At 70.8% G+C, this 13,028-nt stretch carries 11 protein-coding genes; 7 read left to right on the top strand and 4 right to left on the bottom strand.

Going from position 1 to position 13,028, the window contains the following annotated elements; all coding sequences use genetic code 11:
- Positions 1–112: 112 nt before the first annotated feature.
- Both AB0B61_RS00800 and AB0B61_RS00795 read right to left on the bottom strand, forming a co-directional pair.
- Positions 113–478 carry a peptidase inhibitor family I36 protein gene (locus tag AB0B61_RS00800; protein ID WP_358427669.1) on the bottom strand — a complete coding sequence of 122 codons (366 nt, stop codon included), beginning with the start codon at positions 476–478 and terminating at the stop codon, positions 113–115.
- A gap of 180 nt (positions 479–658) precedes the next feature.
- A complete protein-coding gene (locus AB0B61_RS00795) occupies positions 659–1,906 on the bottom strand; it encodes a hypothetical protein (protein ID WP_358425851.1) in 1,248 nt (415 codons plus the stop codon).
- A 121-nt stretch (positions 1,907–2,027) separates the two neighbouring features.
- Here AB0B61_RS00795 and AB0B61_RS00790 point away from each other — a divergent pair, with 121 nt between their 5' ends.
- A complete protein-coding gene (locus AB0B61_RS00790) occupies positions 2,028–2,522 on the top strand; it encodes an anthrone oxygenase family protein (protein WP_358425848.1) in 495 nt (164 codons plus the stop codon).
- A gap of 78 nt (positions 2,523–2,600) precedes the next feature.
- Positions 2,601–3,542 carry a hypothetical protein gene (locus AB0B61_RS00785; protein WP_358425845.1) on the top strand — a complete coding sequence of 314 codons (942 nt, stop codon included), beginning with the start codon at positions 2,601–2,603 and terminating at the stop codon, positions 3,540–3,542.
- A 62-nt stretch (positions 3,543–3,604) separates the two neighbouring features.
- Here the strand turns inward: AB0B61_RS00785 and AB0B61_RS00780 are convergent, their stop codons facing one another.
- Both AB0B61_RS00780 and AB0B61_RS00775 read right to left on the bottom strand, forming a co-directional pair.
- Complete coding sequence (locus AB0B61_RS00780; RefSeq protein WP_358425842.1) at positions 3,605–4,945, bottom strand: 6-phospho-beta-glucosidase; 1,341 nt, start codon at positions 4,943–4,945, stop codon at positions 3,605–3,607.
- Between the two features lie 61 nt (positions 4,946–5,006).
- Complete coding sequence (locus AB0B61_RS00775; protein ID WP_358425840.1) at positions 5,007–5,765, bottom strand: DeoR/GlpR family DNA-binding transcription regulator; 759 nt, start codon at positions 5,763–5,765, stop codon at positions 5,007–5,009.
- Between the two features lie 131 nt (positions 5,766–5,896).
- Between AB0B61_RS00775 and AB0B61_RS00770 the strand changes: the two genes are divergently transcribed.
- The 5 genes from AB0B61_RS00770 to AB0B61_RS00750 are packed head-to-tail and all read left to right on the top strand — an operon-like array spanning position 5,897 to position 12,949.
- A complete protein-coding gene (locus AB0B61_RS00770) occupies positions 5,897–7,150 on the top strand; it encodes a PfkB family carbohydrate kinase (protein WP_358425837.1) in 1,254 nt (417 codons plus the stop codon).
- A gap of 4 nt (positions 7,151–7,154) precedes the next feature.
- Positions 7,155–8,525: an extracellular solute-binding protein gene (locus AB0B61_RS00765; protein ID WP_358425834.1), complete on the top strand. Its 1,371-nt coding sequence runs from the start codon at positions 7,155–7,157 to the stop codon at positions 8,523–8,525.
- A 2-nt stretch (positions 8,526–8,527) separates the two neighbouring features.
- On the top strand, positions 8,528–9,406 hold the full coding sequence (locus AB0B61_RS00760) for a sugar ABC transporter permease (protein WP_358425831.1): 879 nt from the start codon (positions 8,528–8,530) through the stop codon (positions 9,404–9,406).
- Positions 9,403–10,230, top strand: a complete 828-nt coding sequence (locus tag AB0B61_RS00755) for a carbohydrate ABC transporter permease (protein ID WP_357941824.1) — start codon at positions 9,403–9,405, stop codon at positions 10,228–10,230. The genes AB0B61_RS00760 and AB0B61_RS00755 overlap by 4 nt, the downstream gene beginning before the upstream one ends.
- Before the next feature lie 16 nt (positions 10,231–10,246).
- A complete protein-coding gene (locus tag AB0B61_RS00750; RefSeq protein WP_358425828.1) occupies positions 10,247–12,949 on the top strand; it encodes a sugar-binding protein in 2,703 nt (900 codons plus the stop codon).
- Positions 12,950–13,028 lie beyond the last annotated feature (79 nt).

The raw sequence follows: 13,028 nt of genomic DNA, 5'->3' as shown, positions 1-13,028 counted from the left end.
CAGCCTGCTGGCCGGGGTCGATCCGGCCCATGTGCCATTCGGCCGATCTTTGCCCTGTTCCGGGGCTGCGAGTATGCCATTCGGCAGAGGTGGGCGCCGCTGGAGCTCGCGTTCAGGCTCTCGACGTGTAGTGAGCGTCGAATCCGATGTCGGTAACCCTTTCACCTGGACCGACGTGGATGCTTTCCCCCTCGCATCCGCTTTCTCGCCAAATGTTGTGTGCGAACACTGTGTTGTTGATCACCGATCTGGCGGCGAATGAGCTACCGAGGCAAAGGTGAAGGGGAACTGACCGATTAACGTCCAAGGCTCCGTTGAAGTCGGTGTCGTCGTAGAAGCACAGCCTGGACTGCGGGCATGCTGCGGCGGTACGCGGCTTTGATTCTGCGGCAACTGGGCCGGCGTGTACCCGCTGGGATTGTGGGTGAGGCGAGGAGACCGCCGAAGCGGACGAAGCGATGCAGAGCCCGCCGAGCATGGTGACGACGGGCAGGAGCACCGACATCGTGGATCTGCGCATCTTGCTCTCCGATGCAGTCCCGGGGGTCATCCGCCGAACTGGCAGTGATCCACCCTGTCTGCCTCCACAGTCACCCGAGCAGCGGGCACGACGTCATCCCCAAACCTCGGGGGTGCCGCGGAAGACCCCAACCGCAGTTCAGCGGCGGTCTCGGCGCATTTCGTGGCGTTGCCGCAGATAGAGGCCGACCAGCAGCCCCACTCCAACCCCCACCACGGCCACCGTCAAGCCGTAGATCCCCCAATACCGCCCGGCGAACATCGACACCCGCACATCCACCTCACGGGCGTTCACCCCGAAGAAGGTGAGCACCAAGGTCACCGGTATCGCCACCGTGGACACGAACCCGACCGCCACCGTCCACCGCAGCCGCCGGTCCTCATCCGCCCGCCGCTCCAGGCTCTCGATCGAGGTCAGCTCGGCTCTGATCGCCCGGCCGAGCCGTTCGAGCATGCGCGCCACGTTCTCCGCCTTGCCCACCAGGCCCATCGTCGCGTACAGGGCGTCGTGGTAGCCCGCCACCCGCAACGACGGCACCATCATCCCGAGGTCCGCCGTCGCCTCGACGCTGTAGCTGAGGTCCAGCTCCAGGTCGCCGAGCTGGTCGGTCAGTGACTCCAGGCTCCGGCGCCGCTCCCGCGTGTCCTGCCAGCCCCGGTCGCGGCCACGGAACGCCTCGACCGCCTGGTAGGCCACCGACCGGATCTCGCGCAGCCGCGCCGCGCTCGCCACGCCCTGCACGGCGGAGAGGAAGATGCCGTCCTCCACGTACTTCGGCTGACCGCAGAGCACGCTGACGTACGGGCCTACGGCGGCGGTCGTCTGCGGGCGCCGGTTCAGCTCGCTCGGGTACGTGATCGTGCTGAACTCTTCGCGCTCCGGGAGATCGCCGCGGTAGATCACCCGCTTGACCAGGTCGTCGGACGTCTCGGGCGGGAGCTGGGAGCTGAAGGCGAGCTGGTGGCGTTCGGGGAAGAACCCGCCGGTGCCGCCCGCGAGCTCCGCGGCCACCTCCTCCAGCGAGCGGCCGTCGATCTTCAGGTCGGCGTAGAAGCAGTCCTCCAGCAGATCGACCGTGTCGGCCAGCTCGTCCTCGACGTCCAGGCTCAGCACGGCCACGATCTGCGTGGACGGCACCGCGAACAGCCACAACCGGGCACTCGCGAGCGGCCGGTCCCAGCTCTCGAATTCGATCTTGTGATGCTCGAGAGCCAGCTTGTGCAGGACCTGAGGGGTCGCCGAGCCGGTGAAGTAGGTTTCCGGCCGTCCGAGCCGTGGCCGCTCGCCCGCCGACGCCGCCTCCCCGCCGTCCGTCACGTGCCAGGGTGTGGCGAAGATATTGGTGAGTCGTACGCCCTGCTCTGGACGGATGCCGAACAACGTCACGATCTCGAGGGTATCGCGGGGTTCAGCGGCCCCCCACGACAGCCGCGCGAAAGGGGCGCGACAGGGGCCGCTTGTTATCCTCGACGAGCCACGAACCCCCCGTCTCCCCAGGAGTAGCACCATGGACGTGTTGCGGGTTGTCTCGCTGATGGCCGCCACGATGACGATGGGGCTGGTGGCCGGTGTCTTCGGCCTTTACGCGCACACCGTCATGCCCGGCCTGGCCAAGACCGACGATCGCACCTTCATCGGCGCGTTCCAGGCCATGGACCGGGCCATCATCAACCCGTGGTTCATGGGCGGCGGCTTCGTGGGCGCCCTGACCTTCACCATCCTCGCCACGGCGACCCACATCGGGCGGCCCGAGCTGCCGTGGGTCGCGGTCGCGCTCGTCCTCTACATCGTCACGTTCGTCATCACGATCGCGATCAACGTGCCGCTCAACGACGCGCTCAAGGCGGCCGGCGACCCCGACTCCATCGCCGATCTCGCCGCGGTCCGCGAGCGCTTCGACGAGGCCCGCTGGGCGAGCTGGAACCTCGTCCGCGTCCTCGCCTCCACGACCGCCTTCGGCCTGCTGGCCTGGGCGCTCGTCGTGCACGGTAAGTCGAGCTGATCGAAGCGGAATCCACCCTGAGCGGCGGTGCCCGAGAGTAATCTTCCGGCAACAGCCAGTTGCCAGGAGGCCCCCACCGTGTACTCCTCCCCCGCCCGGCGGCCGTTGACCGACGAGTCGATCGATCGGCTTCTTGAGGGCGTGGCCGAGATCGCCGAGCATGCCGTGGCCGACCACGCCACCGCGGAAAAGCACTACCGCGACTCCTATACCCTCGCCGAACGCGTGCGAGAGCAGGACTCCACGTCCGGCCGGATGGTCGGCGGGCTGAGACTCGAACCGCTGGTGTCGCTCATCGTCCAACGCGTGCTCCTCGCCGAGAGCATGGTCGACGAGCACGAGGAGGCCGCCCAGAAGTTCATCGCCTGGTGGGTCGACCTCGCGGTCTGCGCGGTGATGGCGCTGCTCACCGGCGTTCCGCTGACCCGGGTACGCGCGGCCGCCGGCGATCCGAGCTCGTGCATGTGCCAGGCCGAACTCGCCTGCCTGCCTCCCATCCCCGAAGCCGACCGCCGACTGGCCGAGCTGGCCGGCAGCATGGATCAGTGCTGGACGCCGGAGGGCATCCCGGTCGGCGGCAAGGCGTTCGCGGCGGAGCTCGGCCTGATCCTCCAGCGCGACCCCGAGGGAAACCCGCTGCTCGTCGAGGACGGGACTCCGGAGGGGCGGCGGCAGCGCCTGTGGGGTGAGATGTGGCGCAAGCACCGGATGCCGCTCCTGCCGGAGACCGGCGACCTCGTCCAGGCCCTGACCGCGGCCGGTGTCGCGCCGCCCATGGTGGACAACGTCCGCTTCGCCGCCGAGGCCGTGGAGATCGCCGTAGCGGCCAAGGAACGCGCGTGGGAGCTGTCCGATGAATGGGACGGTGCGCGCCCGTCCGAAGAGAGCGACCTCGTCGACTCCCTGTGGAAGCAGGCGGATGAGCTGCCCCACCTGCTCACCGCCTACGCCCGCGTCCTGACCGCGCTCCTGCCCACGCTCCGCGCGCTCAGAAACCTGCCCGACGAGCGCCAAGACTGACCGCACGACTGACTGATGGACGGGCGATTGCTACAGGTGCACGACTGAAGGACGGGCGCGTGCTACGACTGGAAAACGGCGGCCAGTTCCGGGATGCGGGCCCGGTAGCCGTCGAGCAGCTTGCGCGCCGTGCCGACCGAGTCGACGAGGGGGTGCAGGGCGAACGCCTCGACGGCCAGCCGGGACGAGCCCGACAGGGCGGCCTCGATGGCCGTCTGCTCGACCGCCTTCACCTGCTGCACGAGCCCGAGGAAACGGCCGGGCAGCGGGCGGGTGGCCAGCGGCCGGACCCCGGAGCCGTCCACCGCGCAGGGGATCTCGACGACCGCCTCATCGGGCAGCCCGGCCACCGCGCCGCCGTTGCGGACGTTGAGGATCATGGTGGAGGGCTCGCCACGCGCGATGGCGCCCACCAGGGCCAGCGCGATGCCTTCGTAGCCGCCCGCCTCCAGGTCGACGGCGTCGCGCTCACCGGCGTCGGTGATCTCCCGCGTATCGGCCATGTACGACTCGTCGCGCTCCTTGCGTGCCCGGCCCCACTCGGTGAGGGCCTGCTCGGGCTGTGCGCGTACGGCCTCGTAGAACCGATCCTGCTGCCCGAGCAGCGACTCGCCACGGGTCTGCCCGGACATGGCGGCGACGGACTCGCGGGTGAAGTAGTAGTAGTACAGATACTCGTTGGGCAGCGCCCCCAGGGTCCGCACCCAGTCGCCGCCGAAGATCCGGGCCTCCTCGACCTGCCGCAGCGCCACGTCGTCGGCGAGCAGGTCAGGCAGCACGTCACGGCCCTGGTGGGTGAGCCCGCGCAGCCAGCCGAGGTGGTTCAGCCCCACGTAGTCGGGCGACACGCGGGCCGGGTCGAGCCCGAGGGCGGCGGCGGCCCGGCGGACCAGCCCGATCGGCGAGTCGCAGATGCCGATCACGCGGTCACCGAGCACGCTCCGCATGGCCTCGGTGATCATGCCGGCCGGATTGGTGAAGTTGATCACCCATGCCTGGGGCGCGAGGGCGGCCACCCGTTCGGCCACCCGTACGGCGACCGGAATCGTGCGCAGGCCGTAGGCGATGCCGCCGGGCCCGGTCGTCTCCTGGCCGAGCAGGCCCAGCTCCAGCGCCACCCGCTCATCCGCGGTGCGGCCGGCCAGCCCGCCGACGCGCATCGCCGAGAAGACGAAGGTGGCATCGCGCAGCGCGGTGTCCAGGTCGGTGGTGGTCAGCACCTCGGGCGGGTGGTCGTGCCCGGCGGCGAGCTGCTGGAGCACGTGCCGGATGGCGGCCAGCCGGTCGGCCGACACGTCGTACAGCATCACCTGCTCCACGCGCGGCTTCGCGGTGTCGCGCAGCAGCGCGCCGTAGACCAGCGGGACCCGGAAGCCGCCGCCGCCGAGAACGGTCAGTCTCATCGAAACCCCTTCATCGCCACCGCTCGAATCGCGGCCGCTGGCACACGAATCGCCACCGCTGTCACACGACCTGCACCTCGGCACCCGCGGCCGCGCAGTTGCGCAGCGTCGTCTCGTCGGCGCCCTCGTTCGTGACCAGCACGTCGATGTCCTCAGGACCGCACACGCGCAGGGCGCCCGTGCCGGGGAACTTGTGCCGGTCCACGAGTAACACCACCTGGCCCGCCGCCGCGATCATGGCGCGCTTCAGCGGCACCTCGGCGAGCGTGGTGTCGACGAGCTGGCCGTCCGGCCGGATGCCGCTCACGCCCAGGAACACGCGGTCGGCGCACACCTGGCGCAGCGCCTCCTCGGTCAGCACGCCGACCAGCGAGTGGTATGTCCGGCGGACCATGCCGCCGAGCAGCAGCAGCTCGACCGCCGGGTCGGTGCGGAGCACGTCGAGGACGGCGAGGCTGGAGGTGACCACGGTGACGTGGCGGCCACGCAGCCGGCGGGCCAGTCGCATGGTCGTCGTCCCGATGTCGAGCAGGACCACGTCGCCGTCGCGGACAAGCTGCGCGGCGCGGCCGGCCACCGCCTCTTTGTCCTGCTCGTCGACCACCGCCACCTCGGCGAAGGGCCGGTCGGCGTCGGCGTCGACCTCGGCGAGAGCGCCGCCGCGCACCCGCCGCAGCGTGCCGTCGCGGTCGAGCACCTCAAGGTCGCGGCGGATGGTCGACGGGCTCACGCCGAGTTGGCTGGCCAGATCGCTCACGCTGGTGGCGCCTGAGAGGCGGACCCGGCGCATGATCTCGGCATGCCTGAGGCGCTGAAGCACCCGGGAATCGTATCAGTCATATTCGCGCATGAGCGAGCATCATTGACCAAAACCTCGCGTGAAACACTTGAAGTGCGCGAGCAAACATGCAAGATTGCGCACATCTCGCTCTGTCGAGGAGGACTTGTTCTGTGTCTGCCCAGGCGTACGACCCTCTAGCCGATCAGCGAACCCCGGAGGGGCCGCAGTTCGACGTCTTCTTAGCGGGCACGGTCTTCCTCGACATCGTGTTCACCGGGTTGCCCGCGATGCCCGCGGCCGGCACGGAGATCTGGGCCGACGGCATGGGCTCGTGCCCGGGCGGCATCGCCAACCTGGCCATCGCGACCAGCCGGCTGGGCCTGCGCACCTCGCTGGCCGCCGCGTTCGGGGACGACGACTACGCCGACTTCTGCTGGCGTACGCTCGCGGAGCAGGAGTCGGTCGACCTGTCCAGGTCCCGGCGCTTCGAGAACTGGCACTCGCCCGTGACGGTCTCCATGGCCGTCGACCGCGATCGCAGCATGGTCACCCACGGCCACTCCGCTCCCATGGCCGCCTCGGACATGATCGGCGCCCCGCCGCGCTCCAGGGCGGTGATCGTGACGCTGTCGGCCGAGGAGCCGCTCGGCATGCCCGGCAAGTGCAACTGGGCCGAGAAGGCGCAGCTCGACGGGGCCCTCATCTTCGCCGACGTGGGCTGGGATCCGTCCGGCACCTGGTCGGCCGCCCTGCTGGAGCAGCTCGCGGTCTGTCACGCGTTCATGCCCAACGCGGTCGAGGCCATGGCCTACACCGGCACCGATAGCCCGCGTGACGCCCTGTACGCGATCGCCGACCGGGTCCCCCTCGCCGTGGTCACCGACGGGGCGAACGGCGCCATGGCGATCGACTCCCTGACGGGCGAGGAGGCGTTCGTCCCGGCTCCGCGGGTGACCGCGCTGGACCCGACCGGCGCGGGGGACGTCTTCGGCGCGGGCCTCGTGCTCGGCACCCTGTGCGGCTGGCCGCTGGCCGACCGGCTGGCGTTCGCGGGGGTCTGCTCGGCGCTGGCCGTTCAGCAGTTCGGCGGCTCGCTGGCCGCGCCCGGCTGGGGGGACATCGCCGACTGGTGGCACGAGGTACGCGCGGCGGCCGGTCACAGCGGCGCCTATGGCGACTCGCTGGCCCGCCGCTACGGCTTCCTCGACAAGCTGGTGCCCACCGACCCCGTCGGCGCGGTACGCCGGGCGGCGGCCACCATCGCCCGGCAGGCCGACGTGGGAATGGCGCCGCGGACGCCGGGTAAGCCACCGGCCAGGACCGCCGCCGAGGCGTCCGGCGGGCCTGAGGGCACCACGGCGGACGGTCCACCCGACGAGCCCGAGGACCCGAACACGCACCGCGTGCCTGCGCAAAAGGAGTAACACCATGATCCCCCCGACGCCTCGCAGGCGTGCCGTACTCGCCGCCACCGCCGTGGCCCTCGCCGCGACCGCGTGCGCGCCCGGCTCCTCGGCTCCACCGCCGGCCGCCTCGTCGGCCGCGCCCAGCGCGGTGCGCACCGACGCCGCGGCCCTCGGCAACGTGACGCTCACCATCTGGGACCAGGAGGTACGCGGCGGGCAGGCCGCCCAGATGAAGCAGCTCAACGCCGCGTTCGAGGCGAAATACCCCAACATCAAGCTCAAGCGGGTCTCCCGCTCCTTCGACGACCTCAACACCACCCTGCGCCTGGCGCTGAGCGGCAACGAACCCCCTGACGTGGTGGAGGCCAACAACGGCCGGTCCTCGATGGGCGCGTTCGTGAAGGCCGGCCAGCTCCGCCCGCTGAACGCCTACGCCGAGGCGTACGGCTGGAAGAAGCGCTATCCGGACTCCGTCCTGCGCTATTCGAGCTACAGCGCCGACGGCAAGGTGTTCGGCGAGGGCAACCTGTACGGCCTGCCGCAGGTCGGCGAGGTCGTCGGCATCTTCTACAACGCCGCCAAGCTGACCAGCCTGGGCCTGCAGCCGCCGAAGACCTGGGAGGAGTTCCAGGCCGCGCTGGCCAAGGCCAAGGGCGCCGGCGAGATACCCATGCAGCTGGGCAACCTCGACAAGTGGCCGGCCATCCACGTGTTCGGCACCGTGCAGGGCCGTAACGTTCCGGCCGCCCAGATCGGCACGCTGGCCTTCGGCCGCAAGGGCGCCTCGTGGAACACCCCCGACAACACCAAGGCCGCCCAGCAGCTCGTCGACTGGGTCGACAAGGGCTACTTCAACAAGGGCTTCAACGGCCAGGGCTACGACCCGGCCTGGCAGGCGTTCAGCAAGGGCCAGGGCGTCTTCCTGATCGGCGGCACCTGGCTGATGGCCGACATGGAGAAGGTCCTGGGCAAGAACCTCGGCTTCATCCTGCCGCCCGGCGCCACACCCGACGCGCCGCCCGTCGCGACCGGCGGCACGGGCCTGCCGTTCGCCATCACCGCCAAGAGCCCCAACCCCGACGCGGCGGCGGCGTACATCGACTTCATCACCAACGCCGACGCCATGAAGGTGCTCACCACCACCGGCAACCTGCCCGTGGCCGACACCGACCAGCAGAGCGTGCCGGCGGGCGCGCAGCAGGACGTCTTCAAGGCGTTCGGCACCGCGACCAAGAACGACGGCCTGGTGCCCTACCTCGACTACGCGACGCCGACCTTCGCCGACACGCTGGGCGCGGCGCTGCAGGACCTGCTGGCCAAGAAGGCGACGCCGCAGGAGTTCCTGGCCACGCTGGAGAAGGACTACAAGGCCTTCGCGGAGAGCAACGGGTGAGCGTGGCCCGACCTCCCGGGGAACCCCGGCGCGTCGCCTATCTCTACATCCTTCCGGCGTTCGTCATCTACGCGGCGTTCCTCCTCTATCCGATCGGCCGGGCGGTACAGCTGTCGCTGTACAACTGGGACGGGCTGTCCGTCGGCACGTGGGCGGGTCTGTCCAACTACGCGGCGATCGTCGCGGATGAGGGGCTTCGTGACGCCTTCGTCCACGCCCTGGTGCTCGTCGCGTTCTACGCGCTGGCGCCGCTGGCCATCGGGCTGATGCTGGCCGCGATACTCAACCACGCCAAGGTGCGCGGGCTCGGGTTCTTCCGGACGGTGGTGTTCCTGCCGCAGGTGGTCGCCATGGTCGTGGTGGCCGTCGCCTGGCGGCGCGTGTACGCCCCGGACGGCACGCTCAACGGCCTGCTCGGCGCGCTCGGGCTCGACTCGCTCACCAGGGGCTGGCTGGGCGACTACACCTTCGCGCTGCCGGCGGTCGGCGTGGTCGGCACCTGGTTCGAGACCGGCCTGGTGACCGTGCTGCTGCTGGCCGGGATGAGCCGCATCCCTTCGGAGCTGTACGAGGCCGCGCGGCTCGACGGGGCCGGGGCGGTCAAGGAGTTCTTCGCGGTCACGCTGCCCTCGGTACGCGGGGAGATCGCGGTCGCGCTGACGCTGACCGTGATCGCCGCGCTGCGCACCTTCGACCTGGTCTACATCACCACGCGCGGCGGTCCCGGCACCTCGACCTCGGTGCCGTCGTACGAGGTCTACCACCGGGCCTTCGGGCTCAGCCAGATCGGCTCGGCGGCGGCGATCGGGGTCACCCTGACAGTGGCCATCTTCGCGATCTCGTTCATGATCAACCGCTTCGCGGACAGGGGGGCCTCGTGATCTCGCGCGGGGAGCGGCTGGCCAACTACGTCATCCTGTCGGCGTTCGCCGCGTTCGCGCTCTTCCCCATCCTGTCGATCCTGTTCGCCGCGCTCGGCCCCGACGACAGCGCCGACGCCACCGGGCAGGGGCTCAGCGTGGCGGGGCTGCACGTGGGCAACTTCTCGGCGGCGTGGGAGATCGGACGGTTCGGCACCTATCTGCGGACCAGCCTGATGGTGTCGGCGTTCGTCGTGGTCGTCAGCGTCGTGCTGTCGATCATGAGCGGGTACGCGTTCGGCACCATGCGCTTCCGCGGCCAGTCGGTGCTGTTCTACCTGTTCATGCTCGGGATCATGATGCCGAGTGAGGCCATCGCGGTCCCGCTCTACTTCGACCTGCGTTCGCTCGGCCTCATCGACACCTTCTGGTCGGTCGCGCTGCCGCAGGTCGCGCTGTCGGTGGCGTTCGGCACGTTCTGGATGCGGGCCTACTTCCGGGCCAGCAGCCGGGCGATCGTCGAGGCCGCCCGCATCGACGGCGCCTCGACCTGGCGCATCCTGTGGCAGGTGCTGGTGCCCCCGGCCCGGCCCGCCGTCGTCACCCTGACCGTCCTGGTCTTCATGTGGACGTGGAACGAGTTCCTCATCCCGTTGATCATGGTGACCAGCGAGTCGCTGCGGACCGCGCCCCTGGGGCTGGCCTTCTTCCAGGGCCAGTACACCTCCGGCTTCACTCTTCTCGCCGCCGGGTCGGTCATCGTGGCGACCCCGGTCGTGATCTTCTACCTGTTCCTCCAGCGTCACTTCGTCCGCGGACTGCTCCAGGGGGCGGTCCGCGAATAACCCCCCGGAGGTTCCCTTGAAGAGGTCGCTCCACGCGCTGGTAGCGGTGGCCGCCGCGCTGGTCTTCGTGCCGGCGGCGCCCGCGCTGGCCTTCGTGCCGACCGCGCCCGCGCTGGCCGAGCATGCCCCCGCTCCACCCCTCGACCTCGACGCGCTGTTCGTCGGCGCCCATCCCGACGACGAGGCGTTCAGCCTGTCCACGCTCGGCCAGTGGAACGAGGACCACAAGATCCGCGCCGGCGTCGTCACCGTCACCCGGGGCGAGGGCGGCGGCAACGCCGTCGGGCCGGAGGAAGGCCCGGCACTGGGCCTGCTGCGGGAGGCCGAGGAGCGGACCGCGGTCGGCCGGGCCGGTGTGCGAGAGGTGTTCAACCTCGACGACGTCGACTTCTACTACACGGTCAGCGCCCCGCTCACCGACCAGATCTGGGGCGACGACACCCTGGAGAAGGTCGTCCGGGTCGTCCGCCAGACCCGGCCCGAGGTCATGCTGACCATGGACCCGGCCCCCTCCCCCGGCAACCACGGGAACCACCAGCAGGCCGCGCGGCTGGCCGTCGAGGCGTTCTACGCGGCGGCCGACCCGAAGGCCTTCCCCGAGCAGCTCACCCGTGAGGGGCTGCGGCCCTTCGCGCCCGCCCGGCTCTTCCTCGGCGGCGGGCGCGGCACCTCCCAGGTCGGTCCGGCCTGCGCCGCGACGTTCCGTCCCACGAACCCGGCGCAGAACGTGTACGGCGTGTGGAGCGGACGCCCATCCCAGAGCCAGGGCGGCAAGACCTGGGCCACCATCGAGCGCGAGGCCCAGCGCTCGTACGCCTCCCAAGGCTGGGCCGTCTTCCCCGACGTGCCGTCCGACCCGGCCCAGCTGGGCTGCGACTTCTTCACCCAGGTGGACTCGCGGGTGCCCTTCCCCGAGCCGGGCAGCGCGGCGGCGGCCGCGCCGACGGCGATCCTCGACGGCGCGCTGACCCGCGCGGCCGGCACCGTGCCGCTCGGCACCCTGCTCGACCTGCGGCCCAGTACGTTCGACGTCCGCCCGCGAACGGCGTTCACCGTCAAGGTCACCGCGACCGCCCCGTCCGGCGAACCACTCGGCCGATCGTCCGTCGCGCTGCGCGCCCCCCAGGGGTGGCAGGTCAGCGGCTCCGGTGACCTCGGCAGGATCGCCCAGGGGCGTACGGGATCCGCGACGTTCACGGTGACACCGCCCCAGGGCGCGAGTGAGCGGGCTCGCCTGGCGGCCACGCTGACCACCGAGCATGGACGCGGCTACACCGACCGGCAGGTCGAGGTCAGCCCGGCCGTACGAGGTGGGCAGCAGCTGCTTCCCCAGGTCGCCCAGTACGAGAAGTGGACCGCCGAACTCGGCGTGCCGCAGCTGCGCGGCCTGGTCACGCCCGTGCTCACCCTCCCGTCCGGCGGCTCCCGCCAGGTGGGCGTCGTGGTCACCAACGTGAGCGGCACCACCCAGTCCGGCACCGTACGCCTGGACCTGCCCGCGGGCTTCACCGCCGACCGCGCCGAGGCGCCCTACAGCGGGCTGGCGGCCGGGGCCTCGACGACGGTGCCGTTCACCGTCACCAACTCCGACCCCGCGCTGAAGACCTCGAACCAGGGCGGCGACTACGCGTACACCATCACCACCACCAGCGCGGACGGATCGTCGGTCAGCAAGCCCGCGCTCGAACTGGTCCCGGCGACGTCCATCCCGCAGGCCGCGGCGGCGCCGGCCGTCGACGGCGTGGAGGGCGACGGTGAATACGCCGGCCCCGCCCTCGACATCTCCCGCCTGTGGGAGGGCACCGCGTGCTCGTCGGCGGCGGACTGCTCCGGCACGGCCAAGGTGAGCTGGCGGGACGACACGCTGTTCCTGATGGTCCACGTGAAGGACGACGTCGTCGGCACCCGCCTGCCGGCCTCCGACTGCAAGCGGCACTGGCGTACCGACTCGGTCGAGGTCACCCTCGACCCGCGCGGCACGTCGGAGAACACCTCCACGACGTTCAAGGCCGCGGTGCTGCCGGTGACGGCCGAGGGGCCGCCCTGCGCGCTGCGCGACGCCGACAACCACCAGGGACCCGCCACCGGCATGCGGGTGGCCTCGAAGGTCTCCGCCGGGGCGTACGACGTGGAGATTGCCATCCCGATAGAGACCCTGCCGGGAGCGGTCGATCCCGCGCATCTCGGGCTCAACATCCTGGTGTACGACTCCGACACCCAGGACAAGACCGGCCAGACCCGGATCGGCTGGTCGACCTGGGGTGGCGTACAGGGTGACCCGTACCGGTGGGGCGTGGCGACGCTGCCCGGCTACCAGCCGCCGGCCGATCGGCCGACCACCCCGCCCGACCCGGTGATCCCCGACACCGGGCTGTCCAGCCTGGACTCGCCGCAGTCGCTGGAGCAGGCGGTCCGCGTCCACCTCCCGCTCGCCGGCGGTCCCGCGGCGAAGGAGTCGGAGAGCGGCCGGGTGGTCTCCGCCATGAGCGGACGCAACGCCGTGAAGGTGACACTGCGCGCCAACGCCGCCGGTAAGGCGCACCTGTTCGTCCGCGACGACCAGGGCACGGCGGGCAGCCGCGTCGTCACCGTCTCCGGTAAGGGCACCACGACCGTGACCGTACCCCTGACCCGTGCGACGGGCGGCCACCCGACAGTGGTGGCGGGATGGCAGGCCACGAGCGGCGGCACGCTGGCCTCCCAGGTCCGCATGCGCTGACAGCACCGGCGTCCGCATCGTCGAACCCCTCGTCTCGACGATGCGGACGCCGGGCATCTGACCGATCCTGCGGGCTGCC

It is taken from the genome of Nonomuraea sp. NPDC049158, assembly GCF_040648335.1.
Taxonomy (GTDB): domain Bacteria; phylum Actinomycetota; class Actinomycetes; order Streptosporangiales; family Streptosporangiaceae; genus Nonomuraea.
This window is presented reverse-complemented; position numbering and strand designations above follow the sequence as displayed.